Origin of the sequence: Agromyces mediolanus (genome assembly GCF_023715325.1) — a bacterium.
GTDB lineage: Bacteria > Actinomycetota > Actinomycetes > Actinomycetales > Microbacteriaceae > Agromyces > Agromyces mediolanus_A.
This window is the reverse complement of record NZ_JAMBNX010000009.1, coordinates 87,538-109,024: the sequence shown is the minus strand read 5'-3', so window position 1 is coordinate 109,024 and position 21,487 is coordinate 87,538. Positions and strand designations below refer to the sequence as shown.

Here is a 21,487-nt window from a genome sequence, read left to right as displayed (position 1 = left end):
CAGTTCTGCCAGAGCCGGATGCCGCGGGAAATCGATGTAGCGTTGTGCTTCATGCTCAGGTACGTGCTCAAGGAGTCCGATGTCGCCGCCGTGCGCTTCGGCATCTCCCCGCTGTGCGAGCTCGGCCTCTCGCTCCGAGCCGTCATGGTGCCCGCCGGGTTCCCGCTGCAGCTGCCCTGGCTGCGGCGCACCGAGGAGGCCCGCGCCGAGCTCGACCTCGAGGTGCTGCGCGCGCTCATCGACGAGCGGCTCTGGACGCCGGACTTCCTGAACCCCAGGCCGGCCTCCCCGCTCACCCGGATCGACGACGAGTTCGCGGCGCTCGAGGCGCTGCCCACCGAGGTGTTCCTCGCCGACCTCGTCGCCGTGCACGGGCGGATCCCCGACGCGCTCTCGGGGCCGCCGCGTGCGGCCTTCCGGCGGGTCATCCGCGCACTGCGCGAGCTCTGGACCGCGACCTTCGAGCCCTACTGGCCGCGCATGCGCACCGTGCTCGAGGCCGACGTCGTCTACCGCGGCCGGCAGATCGCGCAGAACGGGCTGTCGACGATGCTGAACGGCATCTCGTCGACGGTCGACTACGCCGACGGCGTCGTCGCGGTGCGCCTGCGCGACCCGGGGGAGCGGCTGCAGCCGATCGACGGCAACGGGCTCACCCTCGTGCCCACGATGTTCACGAGGCGCGCCTCCGCCCCCGTCGGCGACGGGCCGCCCATGCTGATGTACCCGGCGCGCGGGCAGGGGGCGCTCTGGGAGACCGAGCCGGTCGCGAACCCGGGCGCGCTCGCGGGCATCCTCGGCGAGACCCGGGCGAAGCTCCTCGCGGCCCTCGGCGACCCGGCCTCCTCGACGGAGCTCGGCGTGCGTTTCGGGGTGACCACGAGCGCGGTGAACCAGCACCTCCGCGCGCTCCGTGACGCCGGGCTGCTCGTCGGCACCCGCTCCGGGCGGAGCGTGCTGTACCTCCGCAGCGAGCTCGGCTCGGCGCTCCTCGCTGGTCGCAGCGGATAGCTCCCGACGGTCCCGGGGCAGCCACTAGGCTCTGGGCCATGCGCATCGCTTTCGCGGTCCTGCGGCTCGTCGCCGCCGCGGCCATCGTCGCCGCCGTCGTCGGCCAGTTCGTGAAGAGCCTCTCGCTCGTGCCCGAGCCCGGCGTCTTCCTGGTGAACTTCTTCAGCTTCTTCACCATCCAGTCGAACCTCATCGGGGCGGTCGTGCTCGTCATCGCGGCCGGGCTCGCGTTCCGCGGGCGCGACGACGCTCCGACGTTCGCGCTGGTGCGCGCCTGCGCGACCACGTACCTCACGACCACCCTCGTCGTGTTCAACCTGCTGCTGCGTGATCTCGCGCTCGACCAGGCGACGACCGTGCCCTGGTCGAACGAGATCCTGCACGTCTGGGCGCCGCTGTACGTGCTCGTCGACTGGGTCTTCGGGCCCGGACGGCGGCCGATCCCGTGGCGACGGCTCTGGCTCGTCGCCGTCTACCCGCTCGCGTGGGTCGTGTACACGATGGTCCGCGGGCCGATCGCCGACTGGTACCCGTACCCGTTCCTGAACCCGGACGTCGCACCGGGCGTCGGCTACGACGGCGTGCTCGTCTACGTGATCGCGATCGCGGCCTTCATCCTGCTGGTGGGTGCGGGCATCGTCGCGCTCAGCCGGACGAGTTGGCCGTACCCCCGGGCGACCGGGGCGGCGCCGCTCAGCGGCGGGGCGGATTCGCCTCCAGCCAGCGCGCCACGCCCTCGCGAATCCGTGCGCTGAGCGCGGGCAGGCCGTCCTCCCGCGGCGGGGCGACGACGAGTTCGGCCGCGAGCCCCGACGCCCAGCGTTCGCCGAGTTCGATCGGATGCACCGGATCGCGCTCGGCGGCGACCACGAGGGAGCGGACGCCCCCCTCGGGCACGCGCGCGAGCTCCGCGTCGCTCGCGAACGCGCGGTTGCGCGGCACCTCGACGAGCCGCACGGCCCGCTCCGCCGCCCGCGGCGAGCCGAACTGGCTGAGCAGTGCCCGCGCCCCCGCCGGCGAGCGGTGCTGCACCGTGCGGTAGTGCCAGCTCTCGCGGAAGTCCTCGACCGCGGCCGGCCCCCGGTCGTGCAGCAGCTGCCCCATGACGGGGAACGGCCGGAGCTGTTCGGGGTACGGGGTGTCGTCGAACGACGGCCGCACGAACACGGCCCGGTCGACGGGCAGCAGCCCCCGCAGGGCGATGCGCAGCGCGATCGCGGCGCCCATCGAGATGCCGAGGAGCGTCACCGGCCCATCCGCGAGGCCCGGATCGAGGGCGAGCGCGTCGGCGACCGCCTCTTCGGCGAGCCCGTCGAGCGCGAAGTCGGCGGGCGTGCCGAGGAGCGCGGAGTCGCCGTGCGCGCGGGCGTCGGTCGCGAGCATCCGCACCCCGGGCCCTTCGACGCCGATGAGGGGCGGGGCGAGCAGCTCCAGCGGCTGGCGACGGTCGGCGCCGAGTCCGTGCAGGAGCAGTGCGGTCACGCGAGCGCGCCCGGCCGGTAGAAGGAGCGGTCGCGCTCGCGGGGCTGCGGCGGGGCCGGGCGCGGCCCGAGCGCCTCGAGCAGTTCGCCGGCGAGGGTGACGAGGCGCTGGATCTCGTCGTCGTCGCGGTCGACCCAGCGGCAGCGCGGCTCGGGCTCGACGGGGACGAAGTCGTCGTGCTGCTCCCAGACGACGAGCGTTCGCTCGGCACCGAGCACGTACTGCTGCCACCACACCTGGCGGAGGTACGAGCGGGGGATGGAGCGCCAGGGCTTCGAGGTGGTCTTGATCTCGCAGAGCGTCAGCCGGCCGGCCGGGTCGGCGACGAGGCCGTCGGGCGTGGCGAGGTGGCGGCGCTCGGTCTCGGCGTGGAACAGGAGGCTCGAGGGCAGGATGCCGTGGGACTGCTTGACCCAGGCGGCGATGACGGGTTCGCGTTCGCGGCCGTGGTCGGTGAAGCGGCTGCCGCCGAAGCTCCGCCGGGAGCCGTGCAGCTTCTCGTACGCCGCCGAGCGGACCGACTCGCGGGTGGCGAGCTTCGCGGCATCCGTCGCGGTGATGCCCTGGCTGCGCGCCCGGAGCCAGGCGACGCGGTCGCCCGAATCGGCGACGATGCGCCGCTCGTGCGGGTGCGGCTCGTGCCGCAGCGCCTCGGACACCCTGGGCGCGACCTCGTCGAGGTCGAAGAGGGCGAAGGGCTCGGTCACCCTCCGAGGGTACCTCCGCCGGGCGACGGCGGCCGGATGCCGGGCGGGATGCCGTGGCCGGATGCAGGGCGGGATGCCGGGGCCGGATGCCGCCGAAGTCGGGGATTGACGGCCGCGAGCTCGCGCCGTACGCTTTGGAATCGATTCCGGAATCGATTCCATCCCCCAATCCCCGAGTCCGCACGTTCAATGAGGAGTGACATGGACACGACCGCCCCCTCGCCCACGAAGGCCCCAGCGGCCTCCTGGCGCGCCGTCACCGCCAGCACCATCGGATCGGTGCTCGAGTACTACGACTTCTTCGTCTTCGGCACGCTCTCCGCCCTCGTCTTCGGCCAGGTCTTCTTCCCGACGGGCGACGCCGGCGTCGCCACCCTGCTCTCCCTCGCCACCTTCACCGTCGGCTTCATCGCCCGGCCGCTCGGCGGCATCATCCTCGGCCACTTCGGCGACCGCATCGGCCGCAAGCGCGTGCTGCTGTTCACCTTCATGCTGACCGGCACCGTCACCGTGCTCATCGGCGTGCTGCCGACGTACGCGCAGATCGGCGTCGCCGCGCCCATCCTGCTCGTCGTGCTGCGCGTGCTGCAGGGCATCGGCATCGGCGGCGAGTGGGGCGGCGCGGCCCTCCTCGCGGTCGAGCACGCCCCGGCCGCGCGGCGCGGCTTCTTCGGCAGCCTCGTGCAGGCCGGCGCCCCGATCGGCGTCATCCTCTCGAGCGGGGTCGTCGCCCTGCTCACCGCCACCATCGGCCTCGAGGAGCTCGTCGCCTGGGGCTGGCGCATCCCCTTCCTCGCGAGCGCCCTGCTGCTCGTCGTCGGTGTCTTCCTGCGGCTGAAGGTCGACGAGAGCCCCGAGTTCGTCGCCGTGCAGGAGAAGAAGGCGGAGGCGAAGCTCCCGGTCTGGGAGGCCGTCCGGCGCTACCCGAAGGAGATCGCGGCCGCGGTCTTCATCCACACGAGCGACACCACCCTCGGCCTCATCCAGGGCGTCTTCGTGCTCGGCTACGCCTCCGGCGCCCTCGGCATGGACCCGACGGTCGTGCTGCTCGCGAACGTCTTCTCCTCGCTCACGAACCTCGTCACGACCCCGATCGCCGGGCACCTCGGCGACCGCTTCGGCCAGCGCCGGCTGCTCATGGTGGGCCTCGTGCTGCTGGTGCTCTGGGCGTTCCCGATGTTCTGGCTCATCGGCACCGAGACCGTCGTCGGCCTCTTCGCCGCGACAGGCGTCAGCGGCATCCTCGTCGGCCTGCTGTTCAGCCAGCAGGCGACGCTCTTCGCCGACCTCTTCGAGCCGCGCGTGCGCTACTCGGGCATGTCGCTCGGCTTCCAGCTCGGCACCGTGCTCGGCGGCGGCTTCGGCCCGCTCATCGCGCAGGCGCTCACGAACGCCGCGGGCGGCCAGACCTGGTCGGTCTCGAGCTACCTCGTGCTCGTCGCGGTCGTGGCCCTCGTGTTCACCGCGATCGTGAAGCCGCGGTTCGGCTCGCACGCCGTGCTGCCGCTGCCGGAGCCGGCCGCGCGCAGCCACGTCGGCTGAGCCCCGACACCACTCCCGCGACCAGGCATCGGCCGGGGCATCCGCCCGGCCCGGAAAGGCACCACCATGTCGACCACGCATCCCGACTTCCCCGGCCGGATCGGCACCACCGTCGCCGAGTCCACCCCGTGGTGGCCCGAGCGGCGCCAGGGCGCGAAGCGCCCGAACGTCGTCGTCGTCATCCTCGACGACACGGGCTGGGGCGACCTCGGCTGCTACGGCTCCGAGGTGCGCACGCCGACGATCGACGCCCTGGCCGATGCCGGCCTCCGCTACACGGGGTTCCACGTCACCCCGCTCTGCTCGCCGACCCGCGCCGCGCTGCTCAGCGGGCGCAACCACCACGGCATCGGTATGCGCTTCCTCGCCGACACCGACACCGGCTTCCCGAACTCCCGCGGCTCGATCCGCCGCGACGTGCCGCTGCTGCCCGAGGTGCTCCGCGAGGAGGGCTACGGCACCTACCTCGTCGGCAAGTGGCACCTCGCGCCGCTGCACGAGATCACGCCCGCCGGCCCCTACGGCAATTGGCCGCTCGCCCGCGGATTCGATCGCTACTACGGCTTCCTCGACGGCTGCACCGACCAGTACGAGCCCGAGCTCTTCGAGGACAACCACCCCGCGCCGGTGCCCGCGCGCGAGGGCTACCACCTCAGCGAGGACCTCGCCGACCGCGCCATCGGCTACGTGCGCGACCACCTCGCGTTCCGGCCGGGCGACCCGTTCTACCTGCACCTCGCCTTCGGCGCGACGCACGCGCCCTTCCAGACGCCGAGGGAGTTCATCGCGCAGTACCTCGACACCTTCACCGTCGGCTGGGACGAGACCAGGAAGGCCCGCCTCGCCCGGCAGATCGAGGCCGGGCTCGTGCCCGAGGGCACTCCGCTCGCCGAGCGCAACGACGGCGTGCGCCCCTGGGTCGAGCTCGACGACGACGAGCGCCGCGTCTACGCCGCGCTGCAGGCGGCGTTCGCCGGGTTCCTCGAGCACGCCGACGCGCAGCTCGGCCGCGTCGTCGCCGCGCTCCGCGAGTTCGGCGAGCTCGACGACACCATCGTGCTCGTCACGAGCGACAACGGCGCGAGCCGCGAGGGCGGACCCGGCGGCGACGTCGACACGAACGCGCCGTACAGCGGCATCCGCCGCCCGGCCGCCGAGCTCGTCGGCGAGCTCGACCGCGTCGGCACCCTCACCGGCGGCTCGCACTACCCCGAGGGCTGGGCGATGGCGGGCAACACCCCGTTCCGCCGGTACAAGCAGTTCGTCGACCTCGGCGGGGTGCGCTCCCCGCTCGTCGTGTCCTGGCCGAACGGACCGGGCACGCCCGGCGGCGTGCGCCGGCAGTTCGTGCACGCGATCGACGTCGCGCCGACGCTCTACGAGCTGCTCGGCATCCCGGCACCCGACGCGCTCGACGGCCGCAGCGTCGCCGCGACCCTCGCCGACGCGGCGAGCGACGCCGGGCGCACCACCCAGTACTGGGAGACGCTCGGCCACCGGGCGATCTGGCACGAGGGATGGCGCGCCGTCACCGCGCACGTCCCGGGCACCGACTACGCCGACGACGAGTGGCGGCTGTACGACACGGCCGCCGACTTCGCCGAGGCCACCGACGTCGCCGCCAGCGAGCCCGCCAGGCTCGCGCAGCTGCAGGAGCTCTGGTGGCAGGAGGCGCGACGGCACGACGTGTTCCCGCTCGACGACCGCCCGCTGCACGAGGTGATCGAGGCGCGCGGGCCGATCGGGCTGTACGCCGAACGGCGGATCGTGCTGCGTCCCGGGCAGAGCCACATCCCCTTCCCGAGCGCCGTGACGGGGTCGAACCGCTCGATCGACGTGCGGGCGCGGTTCCGCGCCGACGCCTCGACCGCGAGCGGCGTGCTGCTCTCGAGCGGGAACGCCCAGGGCGGCTACGTGCTCGCCCTCCAGGACGGCGTGCTCTGTTTCGCGCACTCGACGCTCGGCGAGACCGTCGAGCTGCGTGCGCCGCGCCCGCTCGACCCGGGGGAGCGGGAGGCCGGGTTCCGGCTGCGCTCGCTGCCCGATCTCAGCGGCGAGCTCGTGCTCGAGGCCGGCGGCGCGGAGCTCGCCTCCGCCCGCATCCCGCGCACCGGCGCCCACCTGTCGTTCTGGGGCCTCGACGTCGGGCAGGCGCCGGTCAGCGCGTTCAGCCCGCTGCAGGCCGTGCCGCTCGACCCCGAGCTGCTCGAGCTCGTCGCGATCGACGTGCACCCCGCGGCCGACGACGCCGCCGAGTACGCCGAGCTGATCCTGGCGAGCGAATGAGCGCGCGGCCGATCCCCGTCGTGCTCGACGTGGACACGGGCGTCGACGACGCCCTCGCCCTGCTGCTCGCGGTGCGCCATCCCGCCCTCGAGCTCCTCGCGGTCAGCTGCGCGGGCGGCAACGTGCCGCTCGCCCAGGTCGTGGAGAACACCCGCCGGGTGCTCGACCTCGCCGACGCGCCCGCGGTGCCGATCGCCGCGGGCCTGCACCGCCCCCTCGTCGAGACGCCGCGGGACGCGGCCTACGTGCACGGCCCGACGGGGCTCGGCACCCTGGAGCTGCCGCCGAGCGAGCGCGAGGTCGAACCGGTGCACGCGGTGGAGCTGCTGCGGCGCACCCTCCTCGACTCGCCCGAGCCGGTCACCGTGATCGCCCTCGCCCCGCTCACGAACGTCGCCGTGCTGCTGCGGATGCATCCGGAGGTCATGCCGCACCTCGCGCGGATCGTCATGATGGGCGGCGCGATCGGCGCGGGCAACGCGACCGCCGCGGCCGAGTTCAACGTCTGGCACGACCCGGAGGCGGCCGAGATCGTGCTCACGAGCGGCGTGCCGGTCGTGATGTACGGGCTCGAGCCGTTCTACCGCGCGACGGTGCCCGCGGAGCGGATCGCGCAGCTCGGGCGTTCGGCCGATCCGGTCGCCCGCGCCGCGGGCTCGCTGCTCGCGCACCTCGCCGGGGTCACCGAGGACGAGGGCCGAGTCGGCGCGGCCGGAGCCGCGGCCATCGGCGATGCGGGCACGGTCGCCGCGGTGATCGATCCGACGCTCCTGCGCCTGCAGCGCGCGCCGGTGCGCGTCGCGCTCGCCGAGGGCCCGACGCGCGGTTGCACCGTCGTCGACCTCCGCACCGGCCTCGGCGCGGGCGGCGAGACGACGAAGGATGCCGCGAGCGCCGTCGAGGTCGTCCTCGACCTCGACGGGGCGCGCTGCGCGGAGCTCTTCCTCGCCGCCGTCGACGCCGGTGCGGCGGTGCCGGCTCGATAGGATCGCGGATGTGACGGCACCGGAACGCGGCCAGGCGACCATCCTGGATGTCGCCCGGCTCGCCGGCGTCTCCCGGACCACGGTCTCGCGGGTGCTGAACGAGCCGGAGCGGGTGACCCCGGGCACGCTCGCGAAGGTGCGCGCCGCCGCAGACCGGCTGAACTTCGTGCCGAGCGCCGCCGCGCGGAGCCTCCGCAACGGCCGCACCGGCACGATCGCGCTGCTCGTCGGCGACGTGTCGCAGCCGTTCCACGGGGGCCTCGCGAAGACGATCTCGCACGAGGCCGACGACCTCGGCTACAGCGTCATGCTCTACGACCTCGCGCACAGCGAGACCCGCCTGCGGCGCGTGCTCGAGAAGCTGCCGAAGCAGGGCGTCGACGCGGTCGTGCTCGCGACCGCCGACGCCCTCGTCGAACCCGAGACGCTGCAGGCGCTCGAGGTGCTGCACGAGCAGGGCATCCCGGTGCTCACCACCGTCGACCGCGACGACGCGCGGCACGCGCTCAGCCTCGGCTTCGACTACCGCGAGCCCGCCCGGGCCGCGACGAGCGCGATGGCCGGTTCCGGCCACGGCCCGGTCGCCCTGCTCGTCGGCGAGGGCGTCGGTCCGCTCGGCCGACAGCTCGTCGCGGGCTACCTCGACGCCCTCTCGGCGGGTGCGCCGGAGCTCGTCGTGGAGACGCCGTACGACTTCGACGGCGCGCAGGCGGCGGCCGCGGCCCTCCTGGAGCGGGCGAGCGTCGGCGGCATCCTGGCGGCGACGGTGCCGATGGCGATCGGCGCGATCCGGGCGGCCGAGGCGCGCGGACTCCGCGTGCCCGACGACCTCGTGGTCCTGAGCGGCGAGGAGGTGCCGCTCGCGGCCCAGGTGCGTCCCTCGATCACGACGCTGTCGGCCGCCGCCGAGCGCAACGGCAGCGCGATCATGCGGCTGCTGGCGGACGCCCTCGCCGGGCGCGACGGGGCGCCTCCGGTGCTCGACGCGGAGCTCGTGGTGCGCGAGTCCTTCGTGCCGAGCGCCTAGCCTGTCGGTATGGCGGAGCGGGCGGGGCGCGGCTACACGAGGCGGGTGCGCGAGGACCGACGCGACGAACTGCTCGTGGCGGCGGTGAAGCTCGCGCGCGAGGGCGGGTTGACCTCGATCACGGCGCGACGGCTCGCGGCCGAGGTCGGGGTCGCGCAAGGACTCGTGACGCACTACTTCGGCACGGTGGACGAGCTGCTGGCCGCGGCGTTCGCGTTCGCCGCCGACGCCGAACGGCGCGAGCTGGCCGAGCGCGTGGCCGGCGACGGCCCGCTCGAGCAGCTCCGGGGGCTGCTCGCGGCGTACGGCGCCCACGAGCGCGATCCCGCGGCGCTGCTGTGGCTCGACGCCTGGCGGGAGAGCGCTCGACGCCCGGCCGTGCGCGACGCCGTGGTGCGCCAGATGGAGCAGGACCTCGCCGAGCTCGACGAGCTCGTCGGCGTCGGCGTCGCGGCGGGCGTGTTCCCGGCGGCCGGGCCGCACTCCGCGATGCGCATCCTCGCGCTCGTCGACGGGCTCGCGGCGAACGCGGCGGTGCGCACCGGCCTCGCGGACTCGCCGCTCGACTATGCGGACGTGTTCGACTTCGTGCTGCGCACGGCCGAGACCGAGCTGGGGCTCGAACCCGGTCTGCTCGACGCCTGAGTCGATCGCCGCTCCGGCAACTATTGACCGCGAGGCCAATAGCCGCTACTGTCGCTCATCATATTGGCCGATAGGCCAACAGCGCGAGGAGGCGTGAGATGAGCGACCGCGAGCGGAACACGGCGGCGGGTCGGATCGAGCAGCGGGGCACCGACCACGTCCCCGTCATCGAGCGGCACGGGACGGCGCGATCGCTGTTCACCGTCTGGGCGGCGTCGAACGTCACCTACCTCTACTTCGTGCTGGGCGGGCTGCTCGTGCTCTTCGGACTCGACGCGTGGCAGGCGATCGCCGTGGTGGTCGCGGGGAACCTCTTCTTCGCGGGCGTCGGGTTCCTCGCCGTCAGCGGGCCGACCGCCGGGGTGCCGAGCGAGGTGATCACCCGGGCGTTCTACGGCGTCCGCGGCAACCGCGTGCTGAACTTCACGGCCGGCTGGGCGATCGGCGTGCTCTACGAGGCGATCAACCTCGCGGTCGGCGCGACCGTCGGGTTCGCCCTCCTCCGCTGGTTCGCCCCGGAGGCGCCGGCCTGGCTGCAGGCCGTCATCGTCGTCGTCCTCGCGGTCGTCACGTTCACGATCAGCGTCTACGGTCACGCGACGATCGTGCGAGTGAGCGGCTGGGTGAGCTGGGTGCTCCTCGCCGGCATCGGGGTGCTCGCCGTGTTCGTCGTCGCCGGTGCGGACTTCGGCTACCAGCCGCCCGCCGGGCGGCTCGAAGGGGCGGAGCTCTGGGCGGTCGCGGCCGCGGGCTTCGCGATCATCGCCTCCGCACCGCTGTCGTGGCAGGTGGGTGCGGACTACTCGCGCTACCTGCCGGAGGACACGAGCCCGGTGCAGGTCGCGGGCTGGACCGCGCTCGGCGGATTCCTGCCGGCCGTCGTGATCGGCTCGCTCGGCGTGCTCGCCGGCACCGTGGTCGACATGTCCGACCCGGCGACCGCGATGGCCGGGATCGTGCCCGCGTGGTACTACCCGATCTTCCTCCTCGTCGTGGTCGTCGGCTCGATCGCGAACAACGCGCTCACGGCGTACAGCACCGGGCTCGCGCTGCTCGCCGCCGGGGTGCGCTGGCGCCGATCGGTCACGGTCGTGTTCGATGCGATCGTGGCGGTCGGCATCACCCTCTTCGCGCTGTTCGTCGTCGACTTCCTCGACGCGCTGAGCGGACTGCTCGAGCTCAGCATCGTGGTGCTGGCGCCGGCCATGGCGATCTACGCGGTCGACATCGTGCTGCGGCGCAACCGCTACGATGGCGCCCGGCTCGAGGACGAACGGCCCGGCGGAGCGAACTGGTTCTCCGGCGGGTGGAACCCGGCCGGCGTGATCGCGCTCGTCGGCGGCGCCACGGTCACGGCGCTGTTCGCCAGCACGACGTTCTACACCGGCCCGCTCGGGCTCGCGCTCGGCGGCGCCGACCTCTCGCCGCTCGTCGGGATGGCCCTCGGCGGCGGGCTCTACGCGGCGCTCGCGGCGCCCGGGCTGCGCGGCTCGGCGATCCGGGCCGAGGGCGCGGGGGATGCCGCGTGAGCGCGCTCCCCGTCGCGCACCCCTGGTTCCGCCGGGATCGCATCGACGACCGCCTCACCCGGATCGTCGAGCCGCACGTGCACGAGTTCCTCCAGGGCAACAGCTGGTGGCTCGCCGGGCGCGACCGCGACCTCGTGGTCGACGCCGGCCTCGGAGTGGCCTCGATGCGGGCGGAGCTGCCGGAGCTCTTCGCCCGGGAGCCCGTGCTCGTCATCACGCACGCGCACCTCGACCACATGGGCTCGGCGCACGAGTTCACCGAGCGCTGGGCGCACGCGGGCGAGCCGGTGGCGGCCCCACTCGGGCGTTCGCTCGTCGGCCGCCGCCTCGCGGAGGAGCTCGGCCTCCGGCTCGACCGGCACGGCCCGGTGCCGGAGCTGTTCCTCACGGCGCGGCCGCACGAGGAGTTCGATGCGGAGGCGCACCGGCTCGCCGCCGTGGAGCCGAGCGCCACGCTCGCCGACGGCGACGTGATCGACCTCGGGGACCGCGAGCTCGTGACGCTGCACCTGCCCGGCCACACTCCAGGCTCCCTCGCGCTGTTCGAGCCCGCAGCGGGCGCCCTGTTCAGCGGTGATGTGGTCTACGACGATGTGCTGCTCGACGACCTGCACGGCTCCGACCGGGCAGCGTACGCCGAGAGCCTGCGTCGACTGCTCCGGCTGCCGATCCGCACGGTGTACCCGGGGCACGGCGGCCCCTTCGGCGCCGCTCGGCTGCGCGAGATCGTCGAAGCGCAGCTGCGCGCCTGGGGCGAGGTCCGGGGTCCGAGCTGAGCGACCGACGCGCCCTGTTCAGCGGGCGGCGAGCTGGTCGATGCCCTCGGGGGAGAGCACGTGCTGGATGGCGAGCATGCTCGCGCCGAGCACCGCGGCGTTCTCGGCCGCCGCGGACTGCACGATCTGCAGGTGCTCCGTGGCGAGCGGCATCGAGCGGGTGTACACCGCCTCGCGCACGCCCGCGATGAGGTGCTCGCCGGCGCGGGCCATCGAGCCGCCGATCGCGATGACGGAGGGGTTGATGAGGCTCACCGAGGCGGTCAGCACCTCGCCGATGTCGCGGCCGGCCTGACGCACGGCCTGGATGGCGTCGAGGTCGCCGCGCTGCACGAGCGTCACCACGTCGCGTCCGCCCGCCGCGTCGAGCCCGCGCTCCCGGAGGGAGCGGGCGATGGCCGGGCCGGATGCGAGTGCCTCGAGGCAGTCCTGGTTGCCGCAGCTGCACGGCACTCCCGTGCCGCGCGAGACCCGCACGTGGCCGATGTCGCCGGCGATGCCCTGGGCGCCGCGCTGGAGGAGGCCGCCCGAGATGATGCCGGCGCCGATGCCGGTCGCGACCTTCACGAACATGAGGTGATCGGTCTGCGGCCAGGCGGCCTGGCGCTCGCCGAGCGCCATGATGTTCACGTCGTTGTCGACGAGCACGGGCACCTCGAGGTGCTGCTGCACCCAGCCGGGCACGTCGAAGCGGTTCCAGCCCGGCATGATCGGCGGATTCACGGGGCGGCCGGTGGAGTGCTCGACCGGGCCGGGGATGCCGATGCCGATCGCGGCGAGCTCGGCGCGATCGCGACCGAGCTCACGGAGCATGGCGAGGCCCGTGTCGACGAGCCAGCCGAGCACCGCCTCCGGGCCCTCGGCGATGTCGATCGGCTCGCTGCGCTCGAGCAGCACGGCGCCGGTGAGGTCGGTGATGGCGAGCGTCGCGTGGGAGGCGCCGAGGTCGGCGGCGAGCACCACGCGCGCGCTGGGGTTCAGGGCGAACTGCGAGGGCGGTCGACCGCCGGTGGAGGCGGCGTCGGCGACGGGGGCGACGAGGCCGAGCCGCATGAGCTCGTCGACTCGGGCGGCGACCGTGGACCTGGCGAGTCCGGTGGCCTGGGCGAGGGCCGCTCGAGTGCGCGGTGCCCCGTCGCGCAGCAGCTGGAAGAGCTCGCTCGCCCCGGAGGTGCCGGGCGCCGGCACCCGACTCGTGTCGACCATGTATCGAGTAAAGCACACCGCCTTGATATCCTCGCTCGGCACAAATTCGGAACGAATAGATCAACTTTTGATTCTTGACTAGCAAAAGTCGAGTAACCGTGTCACGATGTGCAGCATGACAACGGACGTCATTGCTCCAGCCCGTGCGATCCACGCCGGCATCATCGGCGGCGGGTTCATGGCTGCAGTGCACTCGCGCGCGGCGCGGGCGGCGAGCGCCGCGCTCGCGGGCTCCGCCTCCTCCTCCGCCGGGCGCGCGGCCGACGCCGCCGAACGCCTCGGCATCGCCGCCGCCTACGACTCCGTCGAGGAGCTGCTCGCCGATCCCGCGATCGACGTGGTCCACGTCTGCACCCCGAACACGACGCACGCCGGCTACGCCCGTGCCGCGCTCCTCGCGGGCAAGCACGTCATCTGCGAGAAGCCGCTCGCCACGAGCGCCGCCGACGCCGCCGAGCTCGCGGCCCTCGCCGGAGAGCGCGGGCTCGTCGCCGCCGTGCCCTTCATCTACCGCTTCCACCCGATGGCGCGCGAGGCCAGGGCGCGGCTCGCCGGCGGCTCCGCCGGTCCCCTCGTCAGCGTGCACGGCGAGTACCTGCAGGACTGGCTCGCCGACCCGCAGGCGGACGACTGGCGGGTGGACCCCGCGCTCGGCGGGCCCTCGCGGGCGTTCGCCGACATCGGCTCCCACCTCGTGGACCTGCTCGAGTTCGTCTCGGGTGAGCGCATCCTGCGCCTGAACGCCCGCACCCGCACCGTGTACCCGAACCGCGCCGGCCGCGACGCCACCGCGACGGAGGACCTCGTCGCCGTCGTCGTCGAGCTCTCCGGCGGAGCGATCGGCACGCTGCTCATCTCGCAGGTCGCGCCCGGCCGCAAGAACGCCCTCGTCGTCGAGCTCTCCGGCGCGCACGAGACGGTGCGCTTCGAGCAGGAACGGCCCGAGCGGCTCTGGCTCGGCCGGGTCGACGGCTCGGTGCTGCTCGACCGCGATCCCGCCCGGCTCTCGAGCGACGCCGCCCGGCTCTCGCTCGTGCCGGCGGGGCATCCGATGGGCTATCAGGACGCCTTCAACGCCTTCGTCGCCGACGCCTACGCCGCCATCGGCGGCGCTCGCCCGGACGGCCTGCCCGACTTCGACGACGGGCTCCGCTCCGCCCGGGTGACCGAGGCCGTCCTCGCCTCGGCCGGGAGCGGCGACTGGGTGGAGGTGGCCGCATGAGCGAGCCGATCCTCGTCGCCGAGGGCCTCGAGAAGTCCTTCTTCGGCGTGCAGGTGCTCCGCGGCGTCGGCCTCACGCTGCACCCGGGCGAGGTGCACGGGCTCATCGGCGAGAACGGCGCCGGCAAGTCGACCTTCATGAAGATCCTCGCCGGCGTCTACCAGCGTGACGGCGGCACCGTCCGCATCGCGGGCGCCGAGGTCGACTTCCAGCACCCCGTGCAGGCGGCCGAGGCCGGCCTCGCCACCGTGTTCCAGGAGTTCAACCTGCTGCCGGAGCGCACCGTAGCCGAGAACGTCTTCGTCGGCCGGGAGCCGCGGCGCTTCGGGCTGGTGGACCGGCGCCGGATGGTCCGCCAGACCGAGCAGCTGCTCGCCGAGCTCGGCATCGACTTCATCGACGCGGATGCCCCGGTGCGACGCCTGAGCGTCGCCGAGCAGCAGATCGTCGAGATCGTGAAGGCGCTCTCCGTCGACGCCCGCGTCATCCAGATGGACGAGCCGACCGCCGCGCTCGCCGACCACGAGGTCGAGCTGCTCTACGCGATCATCGCCCGGCTGAAGGCGAGGGGCGTCGCCATCCTCTACGTCTCGCACCGGTTGAAGGAGATCTTCGACCTCTGCGACACCATCACCGTGCTGAAGGACGGCGCGCTCGTCTCCACCGGCCCGGCCGACGAACTCGACACCGACGAGCTCGTGCGCCGCATGGTCGGCCGCCCCATCGAGACCTACTTCCCCGAGGCGGAGCCCGGCACGGAGCTCGGCGAGCCCCGGCTCGTGCTGCGCGGGGCGGGCAACGGCTACGTCGACGGCATCGAGCTCGAGCTGCGCGCCGGCGAGATCGTCGGCGTCGCCGGGTTGCAGGGCTCCGGCCGCACCGAGCTCGCCGAGGCCGTCTTCGGCATCGCCCCGTTCACCCGCGGCACCATGGAGCTCGACGGCCGGGCCATCCGCGTCACCGGCGCCCGTCAGGCCGTCCGCGAGGGCCTCGCCCTCGTCACCGAGGACCGCAAGGCCCAGGGTCTCGCCCTGAACCAGTCGGTGCTCGACAACGCGCTGCTCGTCATCCGCTCGGTCTTCTCCCGGCGCACCGCCGCCGTCCGGCGCGAGCTGCCCGGCGTGCTCTCGAGCCTCGAGGTCGCCTCCCGCGGCGTCGACCAGGAGGTGCAGTACCTCTCCGGCGGCAACCAGCAGAAGGTCGTGCTCGCGAAGTGGCTCGCCACCGAGCCCAGGGTCGTGCTCATGGACGAGCCGACCCGCGGCATCGACGTCGGGGCGAAGGTCGCCGTCTACCGGCTCATGCGCCGGCTCACCCGAGAAGGAGTCGCCATCCTCATGATCTCCTCCGAGCTGCCAGAGGTGATCGGCATGTCCGACCGCATCATCGTGATGCACGACGGCCGCGCCTCGGCCGAGCTGCCGGCACGCAGCGACGAGGCCACCATCCTCGCCGCCGCCACCGGCACCCTCGCCGCGATCGACCTCGAGGGAGGCGCCGCATGAGCGCCGCGACCCCCGCCGCCCGCCGCCGGCGCGGCCGGCTCGACTCCTCGCTGATCGTGGGCATCGCCCTCGTCGTCGTCATCGCGATCGGCGCGATCCTCGTGGCCACCGTCGGGCGCAACTTCTTCAGCCCGGGCAACATCCGCGACATCCTCACCGGCATGAGCGTGCTCGGCTTCGTGGCGATCGGGCAGACCCTCGTCGTGCTCTGCGCCTCCCTCGACCTCTCGGTGCTCTACGTCATCAGCCTCTCGAGCCTCATCGCCGCCGACCTCATGGCCGGCAACCCGGCGAACATCCCGCTCGCGCTCGCCGCCTCCCTCGGCGTCGCGGCGCTCATCGGCCTCGCGAACGGGCTCATCGTGACGAAGCTGAAGGTGAACGGCTTCATCGCGACGCTCGGCACCGGGCTCATCATCAAGGGCTTCCTCGACTCGAACTACAAGGGCACGAGCGGCGACGTGCCGATGGAGTTCCGCCTCATCGGCGCCACGGGGCTCGGCCCGGTGCCGGTGTCGACCATCCTGATGCTCGCCGTCGCCGAGCTCGTCTGGCTGTTCCTCGGCCGCACCCGCACCGGCCACCACATCTACGCCGTCGGCGGCAACGAGCAGGTCGCCCGGCTCTCCGGCATCCGCACCGCACGGCCCGTGATCGCCGCGCACGTGCTGTGCTCGATGAGCGCGGCCCTCGCCGGCCTGCTGCTCGCCAGCCGCTCCGGCGTCGGCAACCCGACCTTCGGCGCGCAGGGCGGCTACGACCTGCTCTCGATCGCCGCGGTCGTGCTCGGCGGCACCCTGCTCCTCGGCGGCCGGGGCTCCGTGTGGGGCACCATCGGCGGTGTCGCGATCTTCGCCGTCGTCGACAACGTGATGAGCGTCATGCAGGTGAACCCCTTCCTGAAGGACGTCGTGCGCGGCATCGTCATCGTCGCCGCCGTCGCGGTCTACGCGAGCCGCTCGGTCGAGCGCCGCCGGCCCCGCTTCGACGCGGGAGGGGCGCCGCCCGCGCCCGCCGCGGCGTCGCCGGCCGCCGTCGATCCCGCCGCCACGACGGAAGGAGCCGCGCGATGACCGCCGCCACCGAGCTCCGGCCGAGCGTCGGGCAGCGCCTCGCGGGGCTCGCCCGCACCCTGATCAGCCCGCGCGGCGCGGTCTTCCTGCTCCTCGTCGTGCTCCTCGTCGCCATCGCGGCGCTGAACCCCTCGTTCGCGGAGCCCAGCCAGTTCATCCGTTTCATCCAGCGGGTCGCCCCCGTCGCGATCGTCGCGATCGGCCAGTACTTCGTCATCGTCGGCGGCGAGTTCGACCTCTCGATGGGCTCCGTCGTCACCGCCCAGGTGGTGATCGCCGGCAACCTCATCGGCCAGGACGAGGCGAAGGCGCTGCCCGTGCTCGCCCTCATGCTCGGTTTCGGCGCGCTCATCGGCCTCGTGAACGGGCTCATCGTCTCGTTCCTGAAAGTGCCGAGCTTCATCGTCACCCTCGGCATGATGCTCGCGCTGCTCGGCGCGGTGCTCTACTGGACCGGCGGAGCGGCGACCGGCAACCCCGCCGACGGCTTCCGCGAGATCGGCCGCGGCGGCATCCGCGGCATCCCCGTCATCGACATCCTGCCGTGGTCGGTCGTCATCCTCGTGGTGGTGCTCGCGCTCGCCGTCTGGTTCGCGAAGCGGCCGTTCGGCCGCACCATCATCGCGCTCGGCGACAACCCGACGACCGCGCGCTTCTCCGGCACCCGCAGCTGGTGGGTGAAGACCTCGACGTTCATGATCTCCTCGCTCTCCGCGACGGTGGCCGGCGTGCTGCTCGTCGGCTACGCCGGCGTGCACCCCTCGGTGGGGCGGGGCTACGAGTTCACCGCGATCACCGCCGTGGTGCTCGGCGGCGTGGTGCTCGGCGGCGGACGCGGCTGGGTCGTCGCCGCGGCGGCGGGCGCCTTCGCCCTCGAAGCCCTCTTCACCCTGCTGAACTTCGCCGGCGTGCCATCGACGTACCGCGACGCGGTGCAGGGCGCGATCATCATCCTCGCCGTCGCGTACTCCGCGACGACCTTCCGCGCCAGGCGCCGCGGCCGGGCCCTCGAAGCCCCGGCCGGGCAGTCGCCCGGCACCCCGCCGCCGCAGGCGGCCCCAGAGACTTCGCCCGCATCCGGAGCGAAGACGGACGACTCCCCGGAGACGCCCGCCACCCCTGCACCCATTCCCTCGACGCAGAGGGCAGACAACGAAACCAAGGGAGGTTCGTGATGCGACGCAGGTACACCGTGGCATCCGCCATGGTCGGCGCCGTGGCGCTGATGACGCTCGCCGGTTGCACGACCGATCCGAGCGTGACCGACTCGAGCGAGGCGCCCGAGTCCAGCGAGGAGGCCTCGGTCGAGTGGTTCGACCAGGCCCTCTTCGACAAGCAGAACGCGGAGCGCACCGTCGTGCCCGAGGGGCCCGAGGGGCAGCCGTGGCTGCAGACCATCAACGCGGAGCTCGTCGACACGGCGCAGTACGCGAGCACCGGGGCGAAGAAGGCGTGCTTCGCGAACGCCTCGATCTCGAACCCGTGGCGCCAGACCGGCTGGATCACCATGAACCAGCAGCTGAAGGTGTTGCAGGACGCGGGGGTCATCAGCGCGATGGAGACCCGCGACGCGCAGGACTCCGACGACACGCAGATCGCCGACATCGACTACTTCATCAACGAGGGCAACTGCGACATCTTCCTGATCTCGCCGAACTCCACGGCGGCGATGACGCCCGCCGTCGAGCGCGCCTGCGACACCGGCAAGCCCGTCGTGGTCTTCGACCGCGGCGTGCAGACCGACTGCCCGGTGACGTTCATCCACCCGATCGGCGGCTTCGCCTGGGGGATCGACACCGCCGAGTTCCTCATCGACAACCTCGAGCAGGGCGACAAGGTCGTCGCGCTCCGCATCCTGCCGGGCGTCGACGTGCTCGAGCAGCGCTGGGCCGCCGCCGAGAAGCTCTTCGACGAGGCCGGCATCGACGCGGTCGACTACTTCACCGGCGCGGACCCGGCCGAGATCAAGAAGATCATCTCCGACGAGCTCGCGAAGGGCGACGTCAAGGGCATCTGGATGGATGCCGGTGACGGCGCCGTCGCCGCGATCGAGGCCTTCGAGGACGCCGGAGCGGACTACCCGGTCATGACCGGCGAGGACGAGATGAGCTTCCTCCGCAAGTGGAAGGAGACGGGCCTCACCGGGCTCGCCCCCGTCTACTCCAACTTCCAGTGGCGCACGCCCCTGCTCGCCGCGCAGAAGATCTTCGCGGGCGAGCAGGTGCCGGCCGAGTGGGTGCTGCCGCAGTCGCCCATCACCGCCGAGGAGGTCGACGGATACCTCGCCCTGAACGAGGGCATGCCCGACGGCCACTACGCCAAGTTCGGCGGCGAGGACCTGCCCGGCTACCCGCAGGTCTGGGAGGACCGGGTCGTCCCGTAAGCCGGCGCTCGGGGGAACACGCCGATCGCGGATCGGGGCCGCGGCACGCGCCGCGGCCCCGATACGCTCACCATCGACACGGGCGCTCGCGACGACGCGGCGCCGCGAGGAGGCAGCATGCGCCGCACCATCGGCGTGAACACCTGGGTGTGGGCGTCGCCGCTCACCGACGAGAACCTGCCGGGGCTCGCCGCGACGGCGGCAGGCCTCGGCTTCGGCGCGATCGAGCTGCCCGTCGAGCAGCCGGGGGACTGGGCGCCCGAGCGGGCCGCCGAGGTGGTGGCCGAGCACGGGCTCGCGCCGATCGTGGTCGGCGCCATGGGGCCCGGCCGCAACCTCGTCGCGGCGCCCGGCTCCGAGATCGTCGCGACGCAGAACTACCTCGTGCACTGCCTCGGCGTCGCCGAGCGGCTCGGCGCGCGAGTGGTCGCGGGCCCCTTCACCTCGGCGACCGGCCGGGCCTGGCGGATGGATGCCGCGGAGCGCCGCGAACGGATCGAGGAGCTCCGCCGGAACCTCGCCCCCGTCGTGCGCCAGGCGGAGGCCCGAGGCATCCGCCTGGCCGTCGAGCCGCTGAACCGCTACGAGACGAGCCTCCTGAACACCGTCGAGCAGGCGGTCGACGCCCTCGGCCCGCTGCTCGGCCCGGGCCTCGGCCTCGCGCTCGACAGCTACCACCTGAACATCGAGGAGCGCTCGATCGGCGACGCGATCCGCGCCGCGGGCGAGCACCTCGCCCACGTGCAGGTCTGCGGCAACGACCGCGGCCCCGTCGGCGACGACCACCTCGACTGGCCGGCGTTCCTCGACGCGCTCGACGACGCCGGCTACGCCGGACCGCTCGGCCTCGAGAGCTTCACCGGCGAGAACGCCACCATCGCGGTCGCCGCCTCCGTCTGGCGCCCGCTCGCGGCCTCGCAGGACGAGCTCGCCGCGCGCAGCATCCGCTATCTCCAGGCACTGCAGGACGAAAGGGCACGGGCATGACCGAGTCGACCGCATCCTCGACCGGGGCGACCGGGGGCCACCCCGTCACCCTCTTCACCGGCCAGTGGGCCGATCTCCCGCTCGAGGAGGTCGCCCGGCTCGCCGCCGGCTGGGGCTACGACGGGCTCGAGCTCGCCTGCTCCGGCGACCACCTCGACCTGAAGCTCGCCGAGGAGGAGCCCGGCTACCTCGCCGAGCGCGTCGAACTCCTGAAGCGGCACGGCCTCGAGGTTCACGCCATCTCGAACCACCTCACCGGCCAGGCGGTCTGCGACGACCCCATCGACTTCCGGCACGAGGCGATCGTGCGCCCGTACACCTGGGGCGACGGCGACGCCGAGGGGGTCAGGCAGCGCGCGGCGGAGGACATGAAACGGGCCGCCCGGGTCGCCCGGAAGCTCGGCGTCGACACCGTCGTCGGGTTCACGGGTTCGTCGATCTGGTCGTACGTGGCGATGTTCCCGCCGGTGCCGGCGTCGGTGATCGACGCGGGCTACGAGGACTTCGCGACGCGCTGGAACCCGATTCTCGACGTGTTCGATGCCGAGGGCGTGCGCTTCGCGCACGAGGTGCACCCCTCCGAGATCGCCTACGACTACTGGACGAGCGTGCGCACCCTCGAGGCGATCGGCCGGCGCGAGGCGTTCGGCTTCAACTGGGACCCCTCGCACATGATGTGGCAGGGCATCGACCCGATCGGCTTCATCGTCGACTTCGCCGACCGCATCTACCACGTCGACTGCAAGGACACCCGGCTCCGTCCGCCGAGCGGCCGCGCCGGCATCCTGGGCTCGCACCTCTCCTGGGGCGACCCGCGGCGCGGCTGGGACTTCGTCTCGACGGGGCGCGGCGACGTGCCCTGGGAGGACGCGTTCCGCGCCCTCGACGGGATCGGCTACACGGGGCCGATCTCGGTCGAGTGGGAGGATGCCGGGATGGATCGCCTGCACGGGGCTCCGGAGGCGCTGGCGTTCATCCGGCGCCAGCTCTTCCCGCGCCCGACGACGTCGTTCGACGCCGCCTTCTCGAACCAGTAGCCCTGGTTCCCTGAGCTCGTCGAAGGGCCGCCCTGGTTCCCTGAGCTCGTCGAAGGGGCCCTGGTTCCCCTGAGCTCGTCGAA

Annotated in this window: 19 protein-coding genes; 16 read left to right on the top strand and 3 right to left on the bottom strand. The window is 73.2% G+C overall.

The window, feature by feature from the left end; all coding sequences use genetic code 11:
- Nucleotides 1–51: 51 nt before the first annotated feature.
- Both M3147_RS15515 and M3147_RS15510 read left to right on the top strand, forming a co-directional pair.
- Complete coding sequence (locus tag M3147_RS15515) at nucleotides 52–1,011, top strand: ArsR/SmtB family transcription factor (RefSeq protein ID WP_251204317.1); 960 nt, start codon at nucleotides 52–54, stop codon at nucleotides 1,009–1,011.
- Between the two features lie 38 nt (nucleotides 1,012–1,049).
- Complete coding sequence (locus tag M3147_RS15510; protein WP_251204316.1) at nucleotides 1,050–1,766, top strand: Pr6Pr family membrane protein; 717 nt, start codon at nucleotides 1,050–1,052, stop codon at nucleotides 1,764–1,766.
- On the opposite strand, the gene M3147_RS15505 is transcribed toward M3147_RS15510, so the two are convergent.
- Entirely contained in the window at nucleotides 1,705–2,493 is a 789-nt protein-coding gene (locus M3147_RS15505; protein WP_251204315.1) for an alpha/beta fold hydrolase, read from the bottom strand. The genes M3147_RS15510 and M3147_RS15505 overlap by 62 nt on opposite strands.
- Nucleotides 2,490–3,152 (bottom strand): YqaJ viral recombinase family protein, encoded by a 663-nt coding sequence (locus M3147_RS15500; RefSeq protein ID WP_251204377.1) that lies wholly within the window; start codon nucleotides 3,150–3,152, stop codon nucleotides 2,490–2,492. The genes M3147_RS15505 and M3147_RS15500 overlap by 4 nt, the downstream gene beginning before the upstream one ends.
- Nucleotides 3,153–3,401: 249 nt before the next feature.
- Between M3147_RS15500 and M3147_RS15495 the strand changes: the two genes are divergently transcribed.
- The 7 genes from M3147_RS15495 (at nucleotide 3,402) to M3147_RS15465 (ending at nucleotide 11,991) form a co-directional block, all read left to right on the top strand.
- Nucleotides 3,402–4,742 carry an MFS transporter gene (locus M3147_RS15495; RefSeq protein ID WP_251204314.1) on the top strand — a complete coding sequence of 447 codons (1,341 nt, stop codon included), beginning with the start codon at nucleotides 3,402–3,404 and terminating at the stop codon, nucleotides 4,740–4,742.
- A 66-nt stretch (nucleotides 4,743–4,808) separates the two neighbouring features.
- A complete protein-coding gene (locus M3147_RS15490; RefSeq protein WP_251204313.1) occupies nucleotides 4,809–7,028 on the top strand; it encodes an arylsulfatase in 2,220 nt (739 codons plus the stop codon).
- Complete coding sequence (locus M3147_RS15485; protein ID WP_251204312.1) at nucleotides 7,025–8,014, top strand: nucleoside hydrolase; 990 nt, start codon at nucleotides 7,025–7,027, stop codon at nucleotides 8,012–8,014. The genes M3147_RS15490 and M3147_RS15485 overlap by 4 nt, the downstream gene beginning before the upstream one ends.
- Before the next feature lie 10 nt (nucleotides 8,015–8,024).
- Entirely contained in the window at nucleotides 8,025–9,041 is a 1,017-nt protein-coding gene (locus M3147_RS15480) for a LacI family DNA-binding transcriptional regulator (RefSeq protein WP_251204311.1), read from the top strand.
- 9 nt (nucleotides 9,042–9,050) lie between these two features.
- Complete coding sequence (locus M3147_RS15475; protein ID WP_251204310.1) at nucleotides 9,051–9,686, top strand: TetR/AcrR family transcriptional regulator; 636 nt, start codon at nucleotides 9,051–9,053, stop codon at nucleotides 9,684–9,686.
- Between the two features lie 98 nt (nucleotides 9,687–9,784).
- Complete coding sequence (locus M3147_RS15470) at nucleotides 9,785–11,215, top strand: purine-cytosine permease family protein (protein WP_251204309.1); 1,431 nt, start codon at nucleotides 9,785–9,787, stop codon at nucleotides 11,213–11,215.
- The gene (locus tag M3147_RS15465; RefSeq protein ID WP_251204308.1) at nucleotides 11,212–11,991 is read left to right on the top strand and encodes an MBL fold metallo-hydrolase; all 780 of its coding nucleotides are present in this window, start codon (nucleotides 11,212–11,214) and stop codon (nucleotides 11,989–11,991) included. Before M3147_RS15470 ends, M3147_RS15465 begins: the two co-directional genes overlap by 4 nt.
- 18 nt (nucleotides 11,992–12,009) lie before the next feature.
- On the opposite strand, the gene M3147_RS15460 is transcribed toward M3147_RS15465, so the two are convergent.
- The gene (locus tag M3147_RS15460) at nucleotides 12,010–13,197 is read right to left on the bottom strand and encodes an ROK family transcriptional regulator (RefSeq protein WP_251204307.1); all 1,188 of its coding nucleotides are present in this window, start codon (nucleotides 13,195–13,197) and stop codon (nucleotides 12,010–12,012) included.
- Between the two features lie 115 nt (nucleotides 13,198–13,312).
- Between M3147_RS15460 and M3147_RS15455 the strand changes: the two genes are divergently transcribed.
- From M3147_RS15455 to M3147_RS15425, 7 genes are all read left to right on the top strand, one after another.
- Nucleotides 13,313–14,419: a Gfo/Idh/MocA family protein gene (locus M3147_RS15455; protein WP_251204306.1), complete on the top strand. Its 1,107-nt coding sequence runs from the start codon at nucleotides 13,313–13,315 to the stop codon at nucleotides 14,417–14,419.
- Nucleotides 14,416–15,924, top strand: coding sequence for a sugar ABC transporter ATP-binding protein (locus M3147_RS15450; protein ID WP_251204305.1), 1,509 nt, complete (start codon nucleotides 14,416–14,418; stop codon nucleotides 15,922–15,924). Before M3147_RS15455 ends, M3147_RS15450 begins: the two co-directional genes overlap by 4 nt.
- Entirely contained in the window at nucleotides 15,921–16,997 is a 1,077-nt protein-coding gene (locus tag M3147_RS15445; protein ID WP_251204304.1) for an ABC transporter permease, read from the top strand. Before M3147_RS15450 ends, M3147_RS15445 begins: the two co-directional genes overlap by 4 nt.
- Nucleotides 16,994–18,172 carry an ABC transporter permease gene (locus M3147_RS15440; protein WP_251204303.1) on the top strand — a complete coding sequence of 393 codons (1,179 nt, stop codon included), beginning with the start codon at nucleotides 16,994–16,996 and terminating at the stop codon, nucleotides 18,170–18,172. Before M3147_RS15445 ends, M3147_RS15440 begins: the two co-directional genes overlap by 4 nt.
- The gene (locus tag M3147_RS15435) at nucleotides 18,172–19,380 is read left to right on the top strand and encodes a substrate-binding domain-containing protein (RefSeq protein WP_251204302.1); all 1,209 of its coding nucleotides are present in this window, start codon (nucleotides 18,172–18,174) and stop codon (nucleotides 19,378–19,380) included. Before M3147_RS15440 ends, M3147_RS15435 begins: the two co-directional genes overlap by 1 nt.
- Nucleotides 19,381–19,497: 117 nt before the next feature.
- On the top strand, nucleotides 19,498–20,367 hold the full coding sequence (locus M3147_RS15430) for a sugar phosphate isomerase/epimerase family protein (protein ID WP_251204301.1): 870 nt from the start codon (nucleotides 19,498–19,500) through the stop codon (nucleotides 20,365–20,367).
- On the top strand, nucleotides 20,364–21,404 hold the full coding sequence (locus M3147_RS15425; RefSeq protein WP_251204300.1) for a sugar phosphate isomerase/epimerase family protein: 1,041 nt from the start codon (nucleotides 20,364–20,366) through the stop codon (nucleotides 21,402–21,404). The genes M3147_RS15430 and M3147_RS15425 overlap by 4 nt, the downstream gene beginning before the upstream one ends.
- The last annotated feature ends 83 nt before the right edge of the window (nucleotides 21,405–21,487 follow it).